General features: G+C 43.3%; 19 protein-coding genes. 9 read left to right on the top strand and 10 right to left on the bottom strand.

Annotated elements, in window-relative coordinates:
* Positions 1-237: 237 nt before the first annotated feature.
* Positions 238-3,177 (top strand): acyl-CoA dehydrogenase, encoded by a 2,940-nt coding sequence (locus JMX89_RS12100; protein ID WP_201532512.1) that lies wholly within the window; start codon positions 238-240, stop codon positions 3,175-3,177.
* 386 nt (positions 3,178-3,563) lie between these two features.
* The gene (locus JMX89_RS12095; protein ID WP_011514436.1) at positions 3,564-4,937 is read left to right on the top strand and encodes a dicarboxylate/amino acid:cation symporter; all 1,374 of its coding nucleotides are present in this window, start codon (positions 3,564-3,566) and stop codon (positions 4,935-4,937) included.
* Between the two features lie 126 nt (positions 4,938-5,063).
* Here JMX89_RS12095 and JMX89_RS12090 read toward each other — a convergent pair whose 3' ends face one another.
* Positions 5,064-5,819 (bottom strand): TSUP family transporter, encoded by a 756-nt coding sequence (locus JMX89_RS12090; RefSeq protein ID WP_041772313.1) that lies wholly within the window; start codon positions 5,817-5,819, stop codon positions 5,064-5,066.
* Positions 5,820-6,385: 566 nt separating this feature from the next.
* Between JMX89_RS12090 and nhaA the strand changes: the two genes are divergently transcribed.
* Complete coding sequence (gene nhaA, locus JMX89_RS12085) at positions 6,386-7,588, top strand: Na+/H+ antiporter NhaA (RefSeq protein WP_011514438.1); 1,203 nt, start codon at positions 6,386-6,388, stop codon at positions 7,586-7,588.
* Between the two features lie 78 nt (positions 7,589-7,666).
* Positions 7,667-9,031, top strand: a complete 1,365-nt coding sequence (locus tag JMX89_RS12080; protein WP_201532511.1) for an oxygenase MpaB family protein — start codon at positions 7,667-7,669, stop codon at positions 9,029-9,031.
* Positions 9,032-9,111: 80 nt separating this feature from the next.
* Here the strand turns inward: JMX89_RS12080 and JMX89_RS12075 are convergent, their stop codons facing one another.
* Positions 9,112-9,849, bottom strand: coding sequence for an NUDIX hydrolase (locus tag JMX89_RS12075; protein WP_020444274.1), 738 nt, complete (start codon positions 9,847-9,849; stop codon positions 9,112-9,114).
* Between the two features lie 159 nt (positions 9,850-10,008).
* Between JMX89_RS12075 and JMX89_RS12070 the strand changes: the two genes are divergently transcribed.
* The 3 genes from JMX89_RS12070 to JMX89_RS12060 all read left to right on the top strand — a co-directional run bounded on the left by JMX89_RS12070 (position 10,009) and on the right by JMX89_RS12060 (position 12,866).
* The gene (locus JMX89_RS12070) at positions 10,009-10,530 is read left to right on the top strand and encodes an HPP family protein (protein WP_133104776.1); all 522 of its coding nucleotides are present in this window, start codon (positions 10,009-10,011) and stop codon (positions 10,528-10,530) included.
* 321 nt (positions 10,531-10,851) lie between these two features.
* Positions 10,852-11,415 (top strand): NUDIX hydrolase, encoded by a 564-nt coding sequence (locus JMX89_RS12065; protein WP_011514442.1) that lies wholly within the window; start codon positions 10,852-10,854, stop codon positions 11,413-11,415.
* A gap of 131 nt (positions 11,416-11,546) precedes the next feature.
* Positions 11,547-12,866, top strand: a complete 1,320-nt coding sequence (locus tag JMX89_RS12060; RefSeq protein WP_181209643.1) for a serine hydrolase domain-containing protein — start codon at positions 11,547-11,549, stop codon at positions 12,864-12,866.
* A gap of 114 nt (positions 12,867-12,980) precedes the next feature.
* Here JMX89_RS12060 and JMX89_RS12055 read toward each other — a convergent pair whose 3' ends face one another.
* Entirely contained in the window at positions 12,981-16,043 is a 3,063-nt protein-coding gene (locus JMX89_RS12055) for an insulinase family protein (protein WP_201532510.1), read from the bottom strand.
* Between the two features lie 363 nt (positions 16,044-16,406).
* On the opposite strand from JMX89_RS12055, the gene JMX89_RS12050 reads away from it, so the two are divergent.
* Positions 16,407-16,868, top strand: a complete 462-nt coding sequence (locus JMX89_RS12050; protein ID WP_201532509.1) for a universal stress protein — start codon at positions 16,407-16,409, stop codon at positions 16,866-16,868.
* Positions 16,869-17,037: 169 nt separating this feature from the next.
* On the opposite strand, the gene JMX89_RS12045 is transcribed toward JMX89_RS12050, so the two are convergent.
* A complete protein-coding gene (locus JMX89_RS12045) occupies positions 17,038-17,979 on the bottom strand; it encodes a LysR substrate-binding domain-containing protein (RefSeq protein WP_201532508.1) in 942 nt (313 codons plus the stop codon).
* A 227-nt stretch (positions 17,980-18,206) separates the two neighbouring features.
* Between JMX89_RS12045 and JMX89_RS12040 the strand changes: the two genes are divergently transcribed.
* Positions 18,207-19,292 (top strand): YeiH family protein, encoded by a 1,086-nt coding sequence (locus JMX89_RS12040; RefSeq protein ID WP_201532507.1) that lies wholly within the window; start codon positions 18,207-18,209, stop codon positions 19,290-19,292.
* Between the two features lie 253 nt (positions 19,293-19,545).
* Here JMX89_RS12040 and JMX89_RS12035 read toward each other — a convergent pair whose 3' ends face one another.
* The 6 genes from JMX89_RS12035 to JMX89_RS12840 all read right to left on the bottom strand — a co-directional run bounded on the left by JMX89_RS12035 (position 19,546) and on the right by JMX89_RS12840 (position 22,312).
* Positions 19,546-19,755, bottom strand: a complete 210-nt coding sequence (locus JMX89_RS12035) for a cold-shock protein (RefSeq protein ID WP_010201661.1) — start codon at positions 19,753-19,755, stop codon at positions 19,546-19,548.
* Positions 19,756-20,000: 245 nt separating this feature from the next.
* Positions 20,001-20,423: a YbaN family protein gene (locus JMX89_RS12030; RefSeq protein WP_011514448.1), complete on the bottom strand. Its 423-nt coding sequence runs from the start codon at positions 20,421-20,423 to the stop codon at positions 20,001-20,003.
* Positions 20,424-20,589: 166 nt separating this feature from the next.
* On the bottom strand, positions 20,590-20,817 hold the full coding sequence (locus JMX89_RS12855; protein ID WP_227673098.1) for a hypothetical protein: 228 nt from the start codon (positions 20,815-20,817) through the stop codon (positions 20,590-20,592).
* 12 nt (positions 20,818-20,829) lie between these two features.
* Positions 20,830-21,000, bottom strand: a complete 171-nt coding sequence (locus JMX89_RS12850; RefSeq protein WP_227673097.1) for a hypothetical protein — start codon at positions 20,998-21,000, stop codon at positions 20,830-20,832.
* Between the two features lie 16 nt (positions 21,001-21,016).
* A complete protein-coding gene (locus JMX89_RS12845; RefSeq protein ID WP_227673096.1) occupies positions 21,017-21,802 on the bottom strand; it encodes a vWA domain-containing protein in 786 nt (261 codons plus the stop codon).
* 48 nt (positions 21,803-21,850) lie between these two features.
* Positions 21,851-22,312 carry a TerD family protein gene (locus tag JMX89_RS12840; protein WP_227673095.1) on the bottom strand — a complete coding sequence of 154 codons (462 nt, stop codon included), beginning with the start codon at positions 22,310-22,312 and terminating at the stop codon, positions 21,851-21,853.
* Positions 22,313-22,594 lie beyond the last annotated feature (282 nt).

Below are 22,594 nucleotides of genomic sequence, written 5' to 3'. Positions count from 1 at the left end.
ATAAACAACTGTTTCATATTGGTAGTTAACTTCATTTTTGGGAGAGCCTTTATTCCCGATGCGAAGTTTTTATTTTATATCAGCTCTATTTGAAATCATTAATGTCAAAAAACTAAAACTATTTTTCACTATAAAAAAGGAAGCTTGGAATATAAAACAACAATCATAGTTATTTCAAACTTTCTTATTCACTTATATTTTGACGCTTTTTTATTAAGCGTTGCAAAGGAGGCAGTTATGGCCATTGGCTTATTTATTTTGGCAGTCATCATTCAATTAGCCATGGTCTTGGCCATCTTTTTGTTGTCATTATCGCGTGTCACAGGCAGCATTGTTGCTTTAATTACTGTCCTCGTTACGGCTTTCATCAGTCCATGGTCGCTTATCCTAGGTCTACCCATTGCCCTACTTTGCCTGATGTTGCTGATCACCCCTATTCGTCAAAGCATGATCACCAAGCCTGTTTATAAAGCCTTAGGCGGTGCCATGCCAAGCATGAGTGACACCGAGCGTGAAGCACTTGATGCTGGTACTAGCTGGTGGGAAAAAGAGCTGTTTATGGGCGCGCCTGATTGGGATACGTTTGCAAAATACCCCTATCCAGAATTGTCAGAAGAAGAGCAAAGCTTTATAGATAATGAAGTAGAAGTGCTCTGTGCAATGCTTGATGAGTGGCAAATTCATCATGAAGATAAAGAGCTGTCACCAGAGGCGTGGCGATTTATCAAAGCCAATGGCTTTTTGGGTTTAATTATTCCCAAAGAATATGGTGGATTAGAATTTAGCTCATATGCCCAAAGTCGCGTGATGAGTAAGATTGCCTCACGCTCGCCGACTGCTGCAGTGACTTGTATGGTACCAAATTCACTCGGTCCTGGTGAGCTGTTGATGCATTACGGTACCGATGAGCAAAAGCAGCGCTGGCTACCGGGTCTAGCGAAAGGTGAAGAGGTTCCGTGCTTTGGCTTGACAGGTCCAGAAGCGGGCTCTGATGCCGGTGCGATTCCGGATACTGGGGTGGTTTGTTATGGCATGCATGAAGGTGAGCAAGTGCTTGGTCTACGCATGAATTTCTCTAAGCGTTGGATTACTTTAGCCCCTATCGCAACAGTAGTAGGTTTAGCATTTAAAATGCACGACCCCGAAGGTTTACTTGGTGATCTTGAAAAAACCGATTACGGTATTACTTGTGCGCTGGTTCCAGCCAGCCACCAAGGGGTCATTATCGGTCCACGCCACAATCCAATCGGTTCGCCATTTATGAATGGCACAGTCGATGGTCAAGATGTCTTTATACCGCTAGATTATATTATTGGTGGAGTGGAAAATGCAGGTCGCGGTTGGCGCATGCTGATGGAATGCTTGGGTGTCGGTCGCGGAATCTCATTGCCTGCCCTATCGACTTCTGCCAGTGAAATGAGCTATTTGTCGGTTGGTGCCTTTGCAAAGGTTCGTGAGCAATTTAAAATATCCGTCGGAAAATTTGAAGGCGTGCAAGATGCCACCAGCCGCATTGCCAGTAATACTTATATGTTAGAAGCTTTTAGGCATCTGGTGACTTGTGGTCTAAACCAAGGTGGTACACCATCAGTGATGACAGCAATGGCAAAATACTATGCCACTGAGACCATGCGTTCAGTGATTAATGATGGTATGGATGTCGTTGGTGGTCGCGCAGTACAAATGGGACCACGCAACTTTTTAGCAATTCCTTATCAAGCGATCCCAGTATCAATTACCGTTGAGGGCGCAAATATATTGACGCGCTCGTTGATGATTTTTGGTCAAGGGGCGATGCGCTGTCACCCTTATCTATTCGATGAGTTGCAGCTACTACAAAGCGAAGATAAAGAAGGCGCACTCAAGCAATTCGACAATTTATTCTTTAAGCATTTGGGCTATACCTTTAATCGCGGTGCGAAAGCGTTCGTAGCAGGCTATGTTGGTGGCAGCAATGATGCGCCAAATTTTGCAGATAATTTTACCCGTCCCTATTACAAAGACATTAACCGCTTAAGCGCAGGCTTTGCTTTAACTGCTGACATGTCTTTAGGGTTATTGGCTGGTGATTTAAAACGCAAAGAGATGCTATCTGGGCGCTTAGCAGACATCCACTCTCATCTATTTATCTGTACAGCTATTTTGCAGTTCTATGAATATGGCAGCAAATCAGTCGCTGAGCGCTTGCATGCTGAAGTGGCGCTAAAAAATAGCCTTTATACTATCCAAGAAGCATTCCTATCTTTATTTGCCAATTTTCCAAATCAGTTTGCAGCCAAATTAGTGAGCTTTGTGACTTTTCCCAGTGGTCGTATCTTTGCCCCAGTGAGTGATGAATTAAAACGCCAACTGGGTGATACGTTTATGGATGATTTTGAAGCAAATCCCTTCCGCGACTATCTTAAAACCATGGTTTATTATAATACTGAGCCGGATGATGTCACAGGGCGTATGGAGCATGCTTATCAAATACTGCTCGAAGTCGAACCTTTATGGCAGAAATTTAAAAAAGCAGAACATAAAGACAGTTTTGAAGGTTTAACTTTTGAAGATCATGTGGTCTATGCCAGTCAAAATGGTGACATTACTGAAGAAGAAGCTGAACAGTTAATAACCTATAATTCTATACGCTATGATTCCTTATTGACCGATACATTTGATAAGCATTTATCAAAAGTTCAAGAACGTGCTAACCCACACAGTTTAGAGAACGCTGTACATAGGCTAACTGACTATGCTGAACTAAAAAGCGATGCTCAGTTAAAAAACAATGCTCAGTTAAATCAGGTATTGAACCCTGATAATCTGCAGCAGACCTCTGAAAATATCGCATCAATGGATTCAATGCCAGACAATAACCAACCAACAGGAGATGCTAACCCTGATCATGGCTATGAGAGTGATGGCGATGTAAAAATGGTCAATGAACAAGATACCGCCAAGGAAATTAATGCACAGACTGATTTTCAGGATTCACATCCTGAAATAGAAGCCCTTGGCTCGCGTCACCGTGATGCAGCATCGCATCTAAATGAACGTATGAGTTATAACCATAGATTAAACAAAGATAAATTTGCTAGCACAAGTAGGGAGCAAGACAATCACGAGCAGCAAACAGAAACCAGTGACCCTACATGGAAAGATGGTTTGCGCCGTGGCGAAAACGACAATGTCTAACTAGGATTGATCTACCTATCGCCATTTATCTATATTGATTGAAGCAAGTGAGGTGGTCTCATCAGAGTCATCTCGCTTTTTTATTTTATCGCTCATATTATTTTTTTATGCTCCTTCAACAACGCTTCATTCAGTCAAATTCATATGAATTTTTGACAGATGAAAAATCCGAACATACTAATATTATAATGTCACGTTATTTAAGTCATAAAAAAATCTTGCAGTATCCCTAGCTATTCTTTTATATTGTCCCCCAAAATCTGACTTAAAGGTCAGTTCATATATTTATAGACGTCACAGTAACAGTCATGACAGCAATCTTGCACTCATATTGAGCGCGCTATTGTGTCTATTGCTGTGCGTAACGGACACCAAGGATAGCGTTTATGTGGAAAAATATGGGTTTGACCGGCAAAATTATTGTTGCCATGGTGCTCGGTATTATACTGGGTCTATTTATAAACTACTCTGGCTTGAACACGGAAGGCAGCTTTGTTAATAATTATGTCACCAACGGTTTTCTTGCCATTGTCGGTAAGCTGTTTGTTAACTCGCTAAAAATGCTCGTCGTGCCACTGGTCTTGATTTCACTGATCTGCGGCGTATGCGGTATCGGTGATATTCGTCTATTAGGACGTATTGGTACCAAAACCTTTTTCATCTATATGGTGACGACAGCACTGGCGATTGCAACTGCTATTGGGCTTGGCGTACTGTTTGGTATCGGCAAAGGCATGAATATAGCAACAGAGGCGGCGTTTGAAGCTGAGAAAGCGCCACCACTACTTGATGTATTTTCCAATATTATTCCCTCTAACCCCATCAGTGCGATGGCAAATGGCGACATGCTATCAATTATCTTCTTTGCCGTTTTGATTGGTATTAGTATTTTGATGGTAGGAAAACCCGCTAAAGGCTTGGTTCAAAGTTTAGAGCTCATCAATGAAGTCATCTTAAAAATGGTGACTATCATTATGAATCTTGCACCATATGGTGTCTTTGCGCTATTGACCAAAGCCATGGCAGAACTTGGCTTAGACCTGATTTGGTCATTACTTGGTTATGTTGCGGTACTGGTTGGTTCACTGGCATTCCATTTCTTTGTGACCATGATGATTGTCCTCAAGCTGTCTTCAGGCTTGTCAGTCAGAACGTTTTTGGCAAAAATGCGCGAAGTACAGATTTTTGCTTTTAGTACTTCAAGCTCGAATGCAACGATTCCAATTACCTTGCGTACGGTCACCAAGCGCATGGGTGTTAATAACTCAGTTGCTTCATTCACCATCCCTTTTGGCGCGACGATCAACATGGATGGTACAGCCATCATGCAAGGCACAGCGACCATTTTTATTGCCAATATTTATGGTATTGACTTGGGTATCACTGAGTATTTGACCGTTATTTTGATGTCAGTGCTCGCCTCTGTCGGTACGGCAGGTGTTCCAGGTGTTGGTCTCATCATGCTGTCAATGGTATTTGCCCAAGTCGGTCTACCGATTGAAGGTATTGGTCTTATTTTAGGGGTCGACCGTATCCTTGATATGTTACGTACAGCAGTCAATGTCGGCGGTGATGCTGCGGTGACCGCTATCGTCGCAAAATCAGAAGGTAAAATGGATTTAGCGATTTATAACGATCCTGATGCTGGCTCAAAAGATGTCTTTGACGGTCATATCGATGAGAACAGCGAACGCGAATTCTCTGAAGTCTTTAGTGATGGCATTATGGGCAGCGAGTATGACGATGTTAAGCGCGGCTAATCGTGATCAGTGATTGCCTATAAATAAGTCATAAAAAAACCTCAGCCGATTGGTCTGAGGTTTTTTTATGCAGCAAGTACGTTTTTAGACCAAGAGTTGCATTCTTCTTGATCAATCTACTCTCCACTAACCAAGTACATATTTAGTCACCATCACAAGACAAACCAATACAATCATGGGACGAATGAGTCTACTGCCACCTTTTACTACCATATGCGAGCCAAAATACGCCCCTATAGTTTGCCCTACCATCATCGCCAGCCCTACTGTCCACAATACATTACCGCCCAATATAAAGAAGATTAATGAGCCAATATTGGTCGATAAATTCAGTACCTTTGCCGCACCAGTTGCTTCGATAATTTTTCGACCACGTAACGCCACATTGCCAAGCGCAAAAAACATACCCGTCCCAGGTCCCATATAGCCGTCATAAAAACCAATTAAAGGGGCGGCAATTTTTTGCCAAACACCTTCTGAGATACGAGGGGCAGCTTCCACTTCACCAAGTTTGGGGGCAAACAAAGTATAGATACCAATGGCCGCAATCAAAAATGGAATCAGCTTTTCTAACAAGTCAGGTGGCGATAACTGCACCGCGATTGAGCCAAAGATAGAGCCAATAAAAGCCGCAATAATCGCTGTTTTAATATTCTTGGGTTTAACCACACCCTTTCTAATCATGGTAATAGACGCCGCTAGTGCCCCTGATGCTGCTTGTAGCTTATTGGTACCCAATGTCAATACAGGCGGAATATTGGCAAGTAGCATGGCAGGAATGGTCAACAAACCACCGCCACCAGCAATAGCATCGATAAAACCTGCCAACGCGGCTACAGCGGTCAACATTAGAATAACTTCAATAGAAAGGGATACGTCCATGACACTGACCTGCAAAATTTATGATATAAGAGACACAAGCCTTAAAAGATTCAACCAATTCTACTTTTTAGCAGCATTTTTTTAGCAATACTTTTTGATAGTATTTGTTTAAAAACGCTCATTTAAAAGTAGTTGGATGAATATCAGGCAAAAAATATGGATAGATAATGTGTATATTATTTTGATAACGGCTAATGCTATAAGAGTCAAATCCGATGCTAACCGTTACGTAAAGCGGCTTATTATAAAGATAAAACTGCGAAAAAAGCCATAACCCTAGCAAATTCTGCTAGATTTATCGCACAAGATACTTTAAAAACAGCTTTTTTCGTCATGAAGCTTTCAAGTTAAAAGGTAATACCGGTAACCTATTTCATTTGTTTATATGAATAAGAATATGAGAAACTAGGGATATACGTCTATTACACTGGTATTATAAACATCAGTGCTAACAAAGACTCGTCCCCATATGTGGTCGCGTACTTAAGGCGGAGCCATTACAGACATACAAAAATACTTGAGCTTTTGAATACTTTCGCACGTTTTATTTAGTTAATGAGGACAATATGGCAATACATAAAATCAGAGCGTTTTTTAATCTCGAGGCTTCGGGCGGCATCGTCCTAGCGCTGGCAGCTATCGCAGCAATGATTATTGCTAATACTTCTCTAAATACGTGGTACGAATCCTTTATTCACGCACCTGTCGCTATTCAAATTGGCAGCTTCTCAATCGCTAAAGATGCGCATCATTGGATTAATGATGGCTTGATGGCAGTGTTCTTCTTTTTAGTGGGACTTGAGCTTAAGCGTGAAGTGTTAATCGGCGAGCTGTCCAATGTAAAGCAAATTATCTTGCCAGCAGGGGCGGCTCTTGGCGGAATGATCATGCCAGCCATCGTCTATCTGTTTTTTAACTATAATGAACCTGAGTTTTGGCGAGGTTGGGCGATTCCTGCCGCAACCGATATCGCCTTTGCTCTTGGTATTTTGAGTTTACTTGGTAATCGCGTACCCAACTCATTAAAAGTATTCTTAGTCTCGATTGCTATTTTTGATGATATCGGCGCGATTATTATCATTGCTTTATTTTATACCAATGATTTATCGCTTGGTTCACTGGCTATCGCGGGCTTATGTCTGCCGTTTTTATATCTGCTTAATCGCCGTAACGTTACTAGCATAACTCCTTATTTGCTAATTGGCGTTATCATGTGGGTTGCCGTACTCAAATCCGGTATCCATGCAACATTAGCTGGGGTTGTATTGGCGCTATTTATTCCTTTATTTGATCGCACTGACCCTGAGCATTCCCCGCTTGAAGAGCTTGAGCACGACCTACAAAACACCGTTTCTTACGGTATCCTGCCATTGTTTGCTTTTGCCAATGCGGGCATTTCGCTTAAGGGCGCAGGGTTTGGCGAGCTGTTTCATTCTGTGCCGCTTGGTATTGCCGCCGGACTGTTCATCGGTAAACAAGTAGGCGTCATGCTGATGTGCTGGTTAATCTTTAAACTGGGCATTTCTACTATGCCAAAAGGTATGAACTTTAAGCAAATCTATGGCGCAGCATTGTTATGTGGTGTGGGCTTTACCATGAGTTTGTTTATCGGTGGGCTTGCATTTGCCGGTGAGACACCATTATTTGATGAGCGTTTGGGTATCATTATGGGTTCAATCGTCTCTGGTATCGCAGGTTATATGATGCTCAAAGCCACTTTAAAAGATGAGGTTAATGTAACCTCTGTAGACTTAACGCGTCATTCTTAATGTACGATTGAGCTACTTTATCCCAAAGTAGCTCAATCAACTTCATAAAAAGCAGTTGATACAGAGTTGCTTATAAATATGGATTCCATCGACATCTCTAAAAAAATCGCTAAAACAAGTACCGCCAGTGCTCGGCAAGGTGCAGGCTGTCATCAAGCGCCTGTTTCTTATCAGCGTCATGGACGCACCACTGCCATTGATGATCATAGTGATCTGCAAGTATTAAAACGCATTAAGCGTTATCTACTGCCAAAAGACTTTGTCATATCGCAAGATTTGTTAGAGGAAATAGTTGCAGGCTACGATATTGGCGATCCAATAGCAGATGATCTAGCCTCTGATGGCATTCGTTTTGCCAAGCCATTACAGCAGTTTATTATTGATGAGAAAGCGGACTCTAACCTCAAGAATAATTCCTCATTCAACGCATTAACTGAACAATTTAGTCGCCATCCCGATTGGTTTGATCCTAAGCTTGCCCAAATCGGCGCGGTTGCCTATCGCCGTTATCCACTGATGCTGATTTGGCTGTTGCGTAATGTGGCCCTCATGGCAGGCTATAGTATCCCTGCCTTATCGCTACCGCTGATTCAGACTGGCGCACTGATGCATGACGCTTTACCAAGATTGATGCGTACCTACGCCTATATCTTGGCGGTCTCTGAGCACCCTCAATTGCATTTAGATTCAGAGCATAGCAAACCTAATATTGAACGAGTACTGGCTATCGGCTCTGAAGGTTGGCAGCAATCCATTAAAGTACGTCAAATACATACCTCAGTACGACAGAACTTGCTCAAAGGTAAAGGCAATGCTGCTAAAGGCGTCATACCAGATGCCAACCAACATCACAATCCAGATGGCAGCTGGAATACCGCATATTGGGGTATTCCTATCAATCAAACCGATATGATTGCTACTCATTTGCAGTTTTCACTATTGATTATGCGCGGATTAAGATTGCTTGGCGCCCGTATTAGCACTGAGGAAGCAGAAGGCATTTTGCATTTATGGAATCTTGCCAGTTATTGGATGGGGGTAGATTTGCAGCGACTGCCAAAAGATGAAGCCGCCAGTTGGGAATGGCTCTATACCTATTTGTCGATTCAGCAGCTTGATTTTAAAATGGGACGACCACTGGCAAAAGCCCTACACGATTTGCCACGTCAGCTGATGGGTGAGGACAATCGCCGTGGGCGTTTTGTTGAGATGGTCAATGCCAGCGTGACCCGTACCTTGGTTGGTGATGATATTGGCGATGGGCTAAACCTACCAAAATCAAAAATACGCTTTGGCGTATTGTCTTCCGTGCCGATTCTATTTGCCCTCGATACTGCCCGTCAACACAATAGTAGAGTCGCCAACAAGCTAGAAGCATTTCGTGCTAAACGCCAAGACAATATGAACTGGTGGTTAAAGAAAAATGATGATTATTATAAATAGAATGCATTCATTATCACTAACGTTTATAATAACGATCCTCCTTCGCCAAAAACATGATTATTAGCGAGCATCTAACACTTCTATGATCGAGTGTCTTGTATGCGGTAATACCACTCTAGCTGCCGATCAAAGCCTGTTTCTAATAAACTGGCAATGACTCGTCCCGTCAGACCCCACACTGTTTCGCCATCTACTTGCCAGCTCGGTGTCAGAAGCGTTGCTGCCTGATCTTGCAATGTATATTCTATGGAATATTCGACTGTTGGCTGAGTTAATAAAGTCTCAAAATCTGCCCAAAAAATGCGTGATATCTCCCCAAGCTCTGGCACCAAAAGCAGATCTGGCGCAATAAGCGCCACAATAGGACGTACACTCATACCACTTTTAGAGGTTTGGATAGGCAGTTGACCAAGCAGCTGAACTTTATTAGGCGGTAGCGCAGTTTCCTCGCAAGCCTCACGTAGGGCGGTAACGACATTGTTACCATCACCTACTTCATGTTTGCCACCAGCACAGGATACCTCGCCAGCATGACTGTTCATATGAGCAGCGCGGCGAGTCAGCAGCAGCTTAGGATGGCGCTCATGAGTGATAGCGACCAAGATAGAGGCATCGGCGATTGGGGTTTGATAAAGACTATTTAAAATACGGGCACTGCGCGAATGGTCGTGAGAGTCATAAAGTGCGGGACTAGCAATAGCTTTTAAGGTCTCGTGCTGCACCCGTTCAGCCAACTTTCTGATCGTGGGATAACGTATAAAATCTGGTACAGCGACTGTCATTTCATCAAAACGTACGGACTGTGAGGGATTTAGCATTATAATTGCCCTGTTTTTTTATCAGTATTAGCCATCAAAGCGTTGAATCGTTGCAGCAAGCAGATTGCGACAACCGTCAGACAGACATGGTCTTTTATCATTGTACGACTACAATTGGTCCTCATGGATCAAGGGTGTCGTTCATATATTATTTAGGAAATGCTCGTGGATAAGATTTTTTCATTACATAAAATGCAGGGCAAAACTGATGATTGCCCGCAAAGATTGCCATTAGTCATCATTGCTATTGCTTGGGCTGGCGGAACATTTGCCACTGCTGTATTGGCATTACTGGGAAATTGGCAAAATATCGCGATGATTTTGGGCTCATTTGGCGCCAGCTGCCTGCTTATTTTTGCTTATCCAGAAAGCCCTTTTGCTCAGCCAAGAAACATTGTCGGTGGTCATCTTATTACTACCTTTACTGGCTTAGCTTTTATGTCTTTATTTGGGGTTGAGTGGTGGAGCTTGTCCCTTGCCGTTGGTACGGCAATTGCTCTCATGTTACTGCTGCGCGTACCGCATCCACCTGCAGGATCCAATCCATTGATTGTGATGCTCGGCGGCGTAAAGTGGCATTTTTTGCTCACTCCGACGCTAGTAGGTGCCCTTGCCTTAGTAGTGGTAGCGCTCATTTACAACAACATTGGTCGTGGCAGACACTACCCGCGCTATTGGTAACATAGTCAATTTAAAATAGAGTCACTTATAGCCTAGCGCAATCTGATAATAACTGCATACCTTTTGTGTGACTGATAGGCTTGGTCTATTCTGTTAGCACACAAGGAATTCCAACGGTGATTCAACTCACAAAATACGCTGTTATTATTATCATTGCCAGTATGAGGAAGATTTGTGTTATCTTAATATAAAGGGCGATTGTCAGATAATAATCTGATATTCGATAGCCCTAGTATCTGATACAACAATAATTATAAATCTTAAAGTTATACGTCTTAAAGTAACCTTATCTCTCTCATTTCATTATATAAGGCAGTCAATATGCGCTATTGTCTACAATGCGGTTGTGAAGCAGAACGCAAAATACCAGCTACGGATAATATACCACGTTTGGTATGCCCAAACTGTCATTATATTCATTATGAAAACCCAAAGATAATCTGTGGTTCACTGGTCGTCCATAAACATCGGGTGCTGCTCTGTCGACGCGCAATCGAGCCGCAGTATGGCTTATGGACGTTACCTGCAGGCTTTATGGAAAACGGCGAAACCATGGCCGAAGGTGCCGCGCGTGAGAGCTTTGAAGAGGCTGACGCGGTCGTGATCAATCCACATTTATATTGCTTGTATGACATTCCAGATATTGGTCAAATCTATAGCATCTATATCACCGAACTAAAAGACGGTGCTTATGGTATCGGCTCTGAAAGTCTTGATTGTGCGTTATTCACAGAAGAAGACATTCCTTGGGATAAGCTTGCGTTTGAAGCGGTACGCCGTACCCTAAAAAGCTATTTTGCAGACCGTCAACATTACGACAGTTATGATCAATTCCCAATTCATCAAGAGATCATTGGTAAAGACCAAGCCATTAAGCGCTATTAATAACGAAGCTCGCTAAAAAGCTGACTTACAAAAGCAAGTAGTAAAGACCGTTGATAAGAATTAAGCTCAAATCTTATCAATGGTTTTTTATTGCCTAATGTTAACCGCTTAAGCTAAGTCGCGAGGATACCATGCTGACACTACAACACTCTTTTGCCCTATTACCGCTAACTTTAGCCCTAGGGCTGACGAGTGTAAGCGGTCATGCTGAAAGCACCCCTTTAACCGCTAAGGAATCAGACCCGCAAACGCTCGGCTGGATGCAAGGTTTCCCGCCTCCAAAAGACAAGCTAATCACTCAACCACAGTCGGACTTTTTTAGCTTTCCCAAACTGCGTTGGACAGTCTGTCATATTCGAGAGCTAATGCCCACTACCGAAGTCAGTCGCGGTATCGGTGCACCATCCAAACTTGACTATGCACTCGATAAAAATATTGATGCCATTACCTTTACCCCAACCAATAGCAAACGCCCTATGACATGGCGGCAGTCACTTGATGCCAACTATACAGACGGCATTATGATCATGCATCATGGCAAGGTCGTCTATGAGCGTCAAAATGGTTGCCTCAATGAGCTGGGTAATCACGCCGCAATGTCGATGACCAAGTCAATGACAGGATTATTAGCAGAAATCCTCGTCACCGAAGGTAAGCTTGATGATAAGGCATTGGTTGCCTCTATTATTCCTGAGCTGGCAAAAAGTGGCTTTGGCGATGCCACCGTACGCCAAGTGATGGATATGACCACGGCGCTCGATTATAGTGAAGACTATGCCGATCCTGACGCAGACATCTGGAAGTATTCAGAAGCGGCAAGCCCGTTACCAAAACCCAAAGGCTATAGCGGACCCAATGGCTATTTTGAATATCTGCAAACGGTACCTAAAAAGGGCGAGCACGGTGTAGAGTTTAACTATCGAACCATCAATAGTGATGCACTCGGCTGGATTATTTCACGCACCACTGGCAAGGCAATCGATGACCTGCTCTCTGAACGTATCTGGCAAAAAATCGGTGCCGAACAAAGCGCGTATATGACGGTCGATGCTAAGGGTACGCCGTTTGCTGGCGGCGGCATCAGTGCAGGTTTGCATGATATGGCACGTATTGGCAGCTTGATGCTCAATAAAGGCGAGATGAATGGTGAGCGCTTATTCCCAACAGCGGTAGTCGATAATATCGAAGCTGGCGGTGATAAAGGCGCATTTGCAAAAGCGGGCTATAAACAGCTCAATAATGGCAGCTATAAAAGTATGTGGTGGCTGTTTAATAATCCCACGCCTATTTATGCAGCACGTGGCGTCCACGGTCAAACGGTCTATGTTGATCCAGCAGCCGATATGGTCATCGTTCGCTTTTCCTCATACCCTGAAGCCAGTAATGGTAAAATCGACCCAACTTCGCTACCTGCCTATAAAGCAGTCGCTAATTACTTAATTAAAAAGTAAGCCTTTAAGAAATAGCGCTTTAAAATACTCAACCAAAACAAAACCGCCGCTTTCAATATAAATACTGGAAGCGGCGGTTTTTTATATAGATACTGATTTTTTACAAGTTAAAAGCTAGCTTTTAATTTTACAGACTTTAAAGCCAAGCTCTTGTACTGCTGCTTCTTTATCATAAGGCGCTAATACCGCGCGGACATGCTTTTGCCCTTGCAGGTATTGCTTAGCAACACGTTGCAAGTCAGCTACTGTTACAGCCAAAATTGCTGCACGCATTTTACGTTGCCAGTCAACACCGCGATGATGCAAATCAGCGAAGCAGGCTTTAATTGCCTCACCTGCTGGAGAGCCTGGCTTATCCATTCCTGAGATAATACCTAAGATGGCTTCTTCTAACTGCTCATCGGTTTGCGGTTCATTCAACAGCCATTCGATACTGGCATCGAAATGGGCAAAAGTCTCAGCACACTGTGGATCGCGATAGCTAAAGAACTTAAAGGCACAAGCATTGGCGTCGTAGCCCGCACCACCGCCATAAGCACCGCCGCGCTCACGAATGGCGCTATGCAGATAGCCATTGCGCAGGTAAGGCGCTAATACCATCAGGGCTACCGTATCAGGATGATCAGCCGTAGGAACGGTATAAGCACTGGCATTATGATAGACATTGGTTGGAACCAGCCATGCCAAATCGTCAACGGCTACTTCTTCTGTTGCAGCTGTGTTTTCACCACTTAATGCAGCATTTAGCGATAATTCCGTAAACTCACTTGGAATATTTGCTTCGATACTCGCATCAGAATTTTTTAACTGCGCTGCAATCTTCGGCGCTTGGCTGTCTTTCCAGCTATCAACGATTAAGTTGCTCAAGCGTTCGGTTTGTTCAGCTTCACAGATAATAACCGCATGCTTAGGCAAGCTGATTAACCGTTGATGTAAATCCATCAAGCTGGTTGCCAATTTATCCCACTGCGCATCATCAGTACTGGCATGGGTTAAGAAGTCTTTTAACGCGTTTAGTGCTGGCAGACCGCTGCGTACATATTCTAATTGTGCTTGGCGACTCATGCCGCGACTGGCGGTTTGCATGGCATAAGAATGCCCTGAACCAGCAAGGTTTGATTGCCAACCTGCTTGACGCTGCTGCAAGATTTCTTTGATACGGTCATGCTCAGTGAATACGCTATGTTCCATGACTTCTTTGAGTAAATCAATCGCTTCAGGTTTACGATTGAGCGCGCGCGTTGCCACCACAAAGTAGCTGCTAATCGCTTGGCTGTCATCGACATTGGTACGTTGGCTGATACGAGCCGTCACACCAGATGAATGTGCCGCTTGTTTGGCCTGCATTTCGTGAGCACTCAGAGAATCTGTACCTAGCTCTGATAATAAGCTTAAATAGATAGGCAACAGCGGATGATTAATCACCTCATTAACGGGTAGCTCTTCATTCTTATTCTTACCAATCTCATCGGTTAACGGTACGATGATTTGATAATAATACAAGCCGTTAGTGCCCGCTTCATATTCGAATAACGTGCTGTCTTTGCCGCTTAAATTAATCTGCTTTTGCGTGCCTTGCTTAAAGCTGATATCGGTCGGCACATCTTCTAAACCAACTTTTGGTAATAAGCTTAAATCATCTGGTGCCGCTTGGCGCGCTGCCAAATCAAGCGCTTGTTGTTTTAAGATAGCTTTATCATCAGCGGTCAAATCCATCTCGATGGTATCAAGACGGGTCTGTTCAGCTGCTGCCAGACGGGCGGTTTTTTCGCTGTCAGGCGTCATTGTGACGCGCACACGATGCTGATTATCAAGCAAATGAGTTTTGATTAAATTCGGTAACCATTGCGCATCTTTTACTTGTTCACGTAGCCATTGTAAATGCTCATCAACTTCCCAGACATCAATGGGATTGCCATCATGAATCGCCGTACTAAAGCCTTCTAGCATGAGATTCAAACCATACGGCATGCTATCACCGCCGATATGGCGCTGATCAATCTCGATTTGATGCAAGATAGTTTCAATGGTTTCATCATCAATCGGTTTGCTCGCGACCTCTTTAAGCAAATCAATAATACCCTGCTCTACTGCTTCAGCATGTTCAGGGTTAGAGCCGCGTAAACCAGTATAAAAGACCATCTCATAATGACTGTCATCCAATCCCAATAATGGACTTGGCGCTTTGCCTAGTGGGTGGCTATCTAAATAGGCACGTAACGGCGAGCCAGCATGCTCAATCAATACGCCTTCTAAGAGACGCAGTGCCAAACGCTGCTTCGGATCAGTAATCGATGGTAATAACCACGCAAGCACGTGATGAGTCTGATCGGGACCAGCTTCATCAGCAGTATAAGTATCGACCGCGCTAATAGGTGCAGACAAACGCTGCTCTGGACGGGATACATGTTTTTTGCCCGCTTCAAACTGAATCAAAGCATCGTCATGGATTTTTGCTTGCGTTTCAGCGACTGGAATATTACCAAAGCTCATAATCACACTGTTTGACGGATGATAATGGCTCTGATGGAATTCAACCAGTTCATGATGGGTCAAATCTGGGATATCAGCAGGATCACCGCCCGAATTATAGTGATAGGTCGTTGTTGGGAACAGATGATGGGCGACCGTATGATACAACTGGTCAATCTCGCCACTCATTGCGCCTTTCATTTCATTAAAAACGATACCCTTAAATTGCGGCTTGTCATTTTCGTCTAACTCAACACGGATGCCTTCTTGGGCAAAATCAAGCGGGTGAATATTGGGGAAAAATGACGCATCAAGATAAACGGCAAGCAAATTAAAGTAGTCGTTTTTATTTTGCGTGGCATACGGATACGCTGTCCAATCGGCAGCAGTCATCGCATTCATAAAGGTATTTAATGAGCGCTTAATCATCGAAAAGAACGGATCACGAACGGGGAACTTTTCAGAGCCACATAATGCGACGTGCTCTAAAATATGCGCCTCACCTTTTGAATCCATCGGCTGGGTACGAAAGCCGACCAAAAAGGCATTTTCATCACTCGGATGCGCCAAGTGATAATGCATCGCTCCGGTTTTGATATGCTGACTGATCAGCACATCCATCGATAATGCATCGATATGGCGGTGCTCAATCAGCTCAAAGGCAGGATGCAGGGTTAAATCAGCGGTAAATAGCGTGTCGGTCATGGTTATCCTTATGCATTAATTACTTCAGTATCATCTTAGCCAATAACCAAGGTATGAAATCGATATCAGCAATTAAAATAGTAAAATTTATATTTATAAAAAGATCGCTTTGAATAAACAATTAAAGTTATCAAAGCCTCATAGGTCATCTTCGAATTGAATGGCATTTATCAGCTAAAAAGAATTTGCCTAACGACAGTAGATGGGGCTAATACGCTAGTAAGTCAAGACAGTGGGTGGAGAAAAACAATAAGTCATCAAGAATAATGGATAAAGATAGCGCCCGATTTAACAAAGCCTACTTAACAGCAGTCATTAGTAGTGCTATAGTTAAAATCATCTGCCACAAGGAAGGAGCCGCTCATGAGTTACCAACATATTTTATTGGTCACCGACTTACTATCCGATGCTGACTTGGTTGCTCAAAAAGCCAAGCGTATCGTTGATAATCGTCCTGACTCCAAATTATCGGTATTGCATATCGTAAAAGATACCATGGTTGGCTTTGGCTACGAGCTGGTGCCTGCCTCAAGCTTATATGATGAGATTGATGATGAGCGTTGCCAAGAAGCGCGTGCAAAACTGGCGCAGTTTTTAGATCGTAACAACTTACATGTGGTCAACTCTGAGGTGACGACTGCCATCTCAAATAGTGAAGGTATTGTCAACTATTGCCATAAGAATGACGTTGATTTATTGGTTATTGGTCGTCATGAACGTCATGGCATCGCAGCTTGGCTTAGCGGCGCAACGGCAGATAATATCTTGCCAAATGTACCTTGTGACAGCTTAGTTGTGAGACTTGATAAGCCGGTCAATAAATAAGTGTAAGCATAGAATTAATACAGTCGATACTAAATAAGGTGAATGCACTTTATTATAGGGCGAAACTGGTACAAATTTTTCTTGCTTGCTGTGGCTGCGTCGACAGAGGCTACAAAAATTTATTCCAGTTTCGCTATATTTTTTAATACGGAGCTGACTATAGCTACCTTTACACACGATCCTCTTGAATAATATCAATAAAGCTTTGCCAAATCGGGCTTTGATGGCGCGCTTTATGCCATACCAGCCACCATGTACGTGACAAATCAATTCCTGCAACCTGCACTTGTACCAGCTTCCCTGTTGCAAGCTCTGCTTCAATGACGTGCTGTGACAGGCACCCAAGTCCAATATCAGCACTGACCATATGCTTAATCGCCTCCGACTGCTGTATTGCCATAATCACCTCAGCATTGGGCAAATGCTGCAATAATTGCTCATCAATGATCTGCCGCGTACCAGACCCCGCTTCTCGTACCAATAGTGGTAGCGTTGATAGTTGCTCAATACTCAGCTCATAGCAATTATTTGCATCGTTGTAATAACCCACATCGGTCAACCATTTGCTGTCGTGCTTAGCAAAAATCATCAAAGTATCAGTGCGCCACACGCGCTGCTCAATCACCTTCATATCTACTGGGCGCGGCATACCTTCGACTAAAGCAATATCAATATTTAGTTGCTCAACTTCTGCTACTACCTCTTGAGTATTGGCAATATACATATCAACATCTGCATCTGGCAGCGCCTCATAGAGCTTGGCAAGCAGCGGCGGCAGTACGTAATTGCCAATAGTCGTACTAGCACCAATGTGGATCTGCCCTGCTTGGTGCTTATGATAATGCTCTAGTGTCAACGACTGCCCTAGGATAGCTTGAGCTTGTATATAAATAGGATGGGCATTGGGGTGCTGATTGAGCCTACGCCCAACGCGTTCAAACAATGGCATTTGCAGCCTTGCTTCTAATTCTGTCAACGCACTACTGACCGCCGACTGCGATAAATGCAGCGCTTCACTGGCACGACTGGTACTACCGGTTTGATAAATACTGACAAACACCGATAATTGCTTGAGGGTAATCTTTGGTAATCCCTGCATGGCTTTTTTCATAATTTCTCTGACATCCTATCTTATTGATACAATCTAAAAACCATCTGTTATTTTGAAAACCCTCTATTATCTAAAAAACTGTCTTTTTAACCCTAAGACTTTCTATTAACCTATAAAATCGATAATTTGTATCTAATTAATCTGTTTTTATTATAGATTTGTCTATCTTATAATGTCTATTCATAAGCTTATGCTTATTTCGATTATAGATAATAGGACAGTCAGTCATGTACGCCTTGACCCAATCAGTGAACAACTATTTTCCACGCAGCCGCCATCTAGCAGGGCTCATCGTCGTGCTGATTGGCAGTCTATTTTGTTTATGGCTCAATACTAGTGTAAACACATGGACAAATGGGCGCATCGTAGGACTGTCATCACTGACGCTAGCGATTTTGATCGGGATGATACTTGGCAATACGGTCTATACCAATTTTGCTGAGCGTTTAAATGAAGGAGTTTGTTTTGCTAAAGGGCAGATTTTAAGACTCGCCATTATGTTTTATGGTTTTAAACTAACAGTGACCCAAGTTGCTAGCGTGGGTATGCCAGCGATTATGACGGATGCACTGGTACTAACATCGACTTTTTTATTGACCTATTGGCTGGGTACGAAATGGCTAAAAGTCGATAAAAAAACGACTATATTGATTGGCTCAGGCGCGAGTATTTGCGGGGCAGCCGCCGTCATCGCCGCCGACCCAATCGTTAAAGCAGAAGCGCATAAAGTCACTATCGCCGTGGCGACAGTGGTGGTCTTTGGTACGGTTGCGATGCTACTCTATCCGTTTTTATACCATCTTGGTTGGTTGCAACCTTGGTTAAGTGCTCAGCAGTACGGAGTTTATACGGGTTCAACCATTCATGAAGTGGCTCAAGTCGTCGTCGCTGGTAACGCAGTCAGTCCTGAAGTGGGTGATACAGCTGTTGTCACCAAGATGATTCGGGTCATGATGCTCGCCCCTTTCTTACTGGTATTGTCTTTTGCTCTGACCAAAGGCTGTAGTGAAAATGGTGAAAATGCTTCATTTATGAGTCGTATTAAAGAAGTCAAAGTCCCTTGGTTTGCCTTTATATTTATTGCCATCGTCTTACTGCACACTTGGGTGCCGATGACCGCAAGCTTTGAGCGTAGTATGGTCATGCTAGACGATGTGCTGCTCACCATGGCGATGTTTGCGCTGGGCTTAACTACGCATCTGAGCGCTATTAAACAAGCGGGCGTCAAACCTTTAATACTTGGGACGATTATGTTTGCTTGGCTGATCGTTGGCGGTGGATTTATTAATATTGGTATTAGCTTGATTGGCTAAAGTAAACTACCAAATATCCTTGCCGCTCGTTATCATTATTGCTGTGAGTTATATAGATCAAAAATGCCGACGACCAGCGTAGTCATCGGCATTTTTGGTTCATTGTCTGATTTAAAAGCCAATCAACATAAAGTGCACGTTATAGATATTAAGCTATTGATTGCAAATAGCTTGTACTAAATCGTAGACGAAAAAAAACGAACCCGAAGGTTCGCTTTTTTTTCATCTTGCTCTAAGTGTCTATAAAGACAGATTAGATAGCAACGATGTTATGGGCTTGTGGGCCTTTTTGACCTTGAGTTACAGTGAACTCAACTTCTTGGCCTTCAGCTAAAGTTTTGAAACCTGAACCAGTGATTTCGCTGTAATGAGCAAAAACGTCTGCGCCAGTTTCTGGAGCGATAAAACCAAAGCCTTTAGCTTCGTTGAACCACTTAACTGTACCTTTTTGAGTATCTGACATATTGATAATCCTACTTTTAAATTTATTAATGGTCTAGTGACCGGTAACGCTTGCAAATAGCTACTGAACGATAAATATTAAAACGAAGGATTATAACTAATACTACGAGGTAATGATTTGGTGCAGAACTGCTCTTAAGCTTGGAAGTATTATAAGGGCAAGATCCCATTTTCGCAAGTATTATCTTAGGTTTCATGTAACCAAAGCCGCTTTTTGACTGTTTTTTGCCCTAAAATCAACGCATTTTAGGCATTTGGCAAACGGAACAAATAGACCGCTACCCCAGTACAGACCGTGGCTACCAGCCAAGCTACCCACATCATATCTGCAGGAATGTTAAAAAATAACATTGTTGTTGAAATTGCCATCATTATCGTCGCTAGCCACTTGCCATATAAAGGTACAGCATGGCGATCTTCCCAATCTCGGACGAATTTACCAAAATATTTATGATTAATCAGCCAAAAATGAAAGCGTCGTGAGCTACGCGCCCAGCACCCTGCCGCTAGTAAGATAAAAGGTGCGGTCGGCATGACAGGTAATAATACCCCAATGATACCCAAGGCAAAAAACAACCAACCAAATATCAAAAACATCCAACGCACCGTTGGATTGTTATGTTGATTGGTCTTGGGTCGGTAATAAAAAGATTTTTTTAATTGAGTCATGATAGTTTTATCAGTCAGTGTGAGACATTAGGTCATCAGGTATGGACTACCTATATAAGTTATCAAAGATAAAGAAATTGAAACCTAGGTTCAAGACTGATTTTGCACGGTTTTGCTACCGATACGTAGCTTGTTTAGCAGTTAGGTAAATATCGGTCGTTACTCACTACGGTTTGGCAGGATAGCTTTCCCAGTAGTCTGCGATTGCCTTTGGAAAACAGTATTCTTTTGGCATTACGGTAATGGCGATGGGTACTAATATGGATTTGGTCACACCGCCGATACTGTCACAAGTGGCATCGGTAGGTACGTCATAATAAATCACGCGCAAGGTATTCTGCGGACAGAGGTCTGAGCACTGAAAGGATTTGACCACTGCAATACCGTTATGCACGCCAATGACCTTCTACTGCGCGCCTTCGGTTGGCGCTGATTCTTTTTGCTGGGCAGCTCGAATGAGATCAGCATCTGTTAAGATGTTTTCATTGGTAGGTAAAGAGACGCAAGCGCTTAGACTTAAAAACAAAGCACTTAAAGTGAGGGCTTTTGTAGTTGATGTTGTTTTCACAGTGAACATGGCGGTTACTCCTCAGTTATGATGTTATCAATCCAATCTTACAAGCTTCTTTTAGCCAGCTTGGGAACTCTTCTAGCATACTCTCATAAAGAGACTCTTCGCTAATGTCATCCAAATCGTCTAATTCAAAGAAGTCGCAATTATCAATCACGCGCCCTGTCATGTCGTCTAGTTTTTTTAGAATGCCATAACCACGACCACCCAAGCCCACGAACTGCCAAAATATCGGTAGTTTCGCCGCTTCCGTCATGACTCTCGTGATACCGCGATTGTCATTCACCCCGCCATCACTGATAAATAGCACGTAGATAGGCACATCCAAGCCGTCTTTTTGATAAAACTCCGTCACGGCTTTCATGACTTCTGCTTCGTTATTCACACGCGGGCCAAGTGCCCATTTGCGCCAGCCGCCGTGAGCGTTGTCAATGAAACCGTCATAGTTACTCAGCCCAATCTCACCCAAATACTGCGGATCTCTGGCAAACGCCCAGCAGTCTAGCGCTTGGTCGTCATCGAAGCTTACTGCCAATGGTAATAAGCGGTTGACCACCTCTTGCACGCGGCCTTGTTTATATTGTCTGTTCATTGAGCCTGAGGCATCTAGCACTAGTGCCACTTTTGCGGTTAACTGCTGCAATTGGCGTTTCTCAAGCGATATCGTGGCTTTTTTAGCCAGATTGACTAGTTTTGGTGCTTTGTCTAGCATGACCTTCTCTAACGACGGTTTTGCTTGCACTGGCGTTACGGTCGGCTCGAGTAGTTGCGGGCTACTCTCTTCTACATCGCCACCGAAGTGCTGCACGATAGCGGCAAGTCCACCATTAAAGCCTTGCGCGACGTTAGATACTCGCTACACGCCACCCTTACGATAAAGCTGCATCAACATACTGGCTTGCTGCTGGGCAAAGTCTGCTGCTTGATACGCTGCCTGTGCCTTTTGTGATTGCTGCCAAATGCCAATCTCTAGTGATTGAATTTGATTGAGCGGCGTGTCGGCTGATAGTACAAAAAACAAGCTGTCTATATTAGTCGCCAGTTTGGATAAGTTGACTTCAAACTCGGCTTGGATGCCTTTACTCGCCGTTGGCTGCGACTCGTAATGGGTGAGCTTGATTTGCCCGCAAGGTGAGGTTGGCTGATTATAAAACACCATGTAATCATCATTGATCAGTTTGCCCGCTGCGTCTAAGGCAAAGCAACTGATGTCCATCTCTATTGGGCTTTGGCGAGTGAACTTGAGCGTGATGGGTGCGATGTCGTCAATAGCAAGGTTGCCCAAAGGCGCGCGTTGTCCGACAGTGAGATGGTTCATGGTGTTCCTTACGTTCGATTTCTATTCCTTTAAAGATAATAGACTAATTACTGACATTAAAAAACCACCATAGTAATTGCTGTGGCGGTTTTTTATAGTTGAAGACAATTACATTTTTTGAATCTCACGTTTCACCCAGCGGATGAACGCTTCTAATCTTACGAGTTCATTACCTTGTAACTCGTTTGACAATCTACTCGTAATATATAGTCAGTTCAAAACAAAAGTGTTATGGCTAGGACAAACATCATAAAATAATTTGGATAAGTCATTTTCCATCCA

Origin of the sequence: Psychrobacter sp. DD43 (genome assembly GCF_904846555.1) — a bacterium.
Classification (GTDB): domain Bacteria; phylum Pseudomonadota; class Gammaproteobacteria; order Pseudomonadales; family Moraxellaceae; genus Psychrobacter; species Psychrobacter cryohalolentis.
Note: the sequence above shows the minus strand (reverse complement) of the source record. Positions and strands in the feature narration are given on the sequence as shown.

Bases quoted from the DNA above. Each gene is read 5' to 3' on its own strand.
- JMX89_RS12840 (WP_227673095.1), bottom strand. From the start codon at position 22,312: ATGAACCATCTCACTGTCGGACAACGCGCGCCTTTGGGCAACCTTGCT.
- JMX89_RS12045 (WP_201532508.1), bottom strand. From the start codon at position 17,979: ATGAAAAAAGCCATGCAGGGATTACCAAAGATTACCCTCAAGCAATTA.
- JMX89_RS12100 (WP_201532512.1), top strand. From the start codon at position 238: ATGGCCATTGGCTTATTTATTTTGGCAGTCATCATTCAATTAGCCATG.
- JMX89_RS12060 (WP_181209643.1), top strand. From the start codon at position 11,547: ATGCTGACACTACAACACTCTTTTGCCCTATTACCGCTAACTTTAGCC.
- JMX89_RS12080 (WP_201532511.1), top strand. From the start codon at position 7,667: ATGGATTCCATCGACATCTCTAAAAAAATCGCTAAAACAAGTACCGCC.
- JMX89_RS12850 (WP_227673097.1), bottom strand. From the start codon at position 21,000: ATGTTCACTGTGAAAACAACATCAACTACAAAAGCCCTCACTTTAAGT.
- JMX89_RS12040 (WP_201532507.1), top strand. From the start codon at position 18,207: ATGTACGCCTTGACCCAATCAGTGAACAACTATTTTCCACGCAGCCGC.
- JMX89_RS12090 (WP_041772313.1), bottom strand. From the start codon at position 5,819: ATGGACGTATCCCTTTCTATTGAAGTTATTCTAATGTTGACCGCTGTA.
- JMX89_RS12055 (WP_201532510.1), bottom strand. From the start codon at position 16,043: ATGACCGACACGCTATTTACCGCTGATTTAACCCTGCATCCTGCCTTT.
- JMX89_RS12070 (WP_133104776.1), top strand. From the start codon at position 10,009: ATGCTCGTGGATAAGATTTTTTCATTACATAAAATGCAGGGCAAAACT.
- JMX89_RS12095 (WP_011514436.1), top strand. From the start codon at position 3,564: ATGTGGAAAAATATGGGTTTGACCGGCAAAATTATTGTTGCCATGGTG.
- JMX89_RS12050 (WP_201532509.1), top strand. From the start codon at position 16,407: ATGAGTTACCAACATATTTTATTGGTCACCGACTTACTATCCGATGCT.
- JMX89_RS12075 (WP_020444274.1), bottom strand. From the start codon at position 9,849: ATGCTAAATCCCTCACAGTCCGTACGTTTTGATGAAATGACAGTCGCT.
- nhaA (WP_011514438.1), top strand. From the start codon at position 6,386: ATGGCAATACATAAAATCAGAGCGTTTTTTAATCTCGAGGCTTCGGGC.
- JMX89_RS12035 (WP_010201661.1), bottom strand. From the start codon at position 19,755: ATGTCAGATACTCAAAAAGGTACAGTTAAGTGGTTCAACGAAGCTAAA.
- JMX89_RS12065 (WP_011514442.1), top strand. From the start codon at position 10,852: ATGCGCTATTGTCTACAATGCGGTTGTGAAGCAGAACGCAAAATACCA.
- JMX89_RS12030 (WP_011514448.1), bottom strand. From the start codon at position 20,423: ATGACTCAATTAAAAAAATCTTTTTATTACCGACCCAAGACCAATCAA.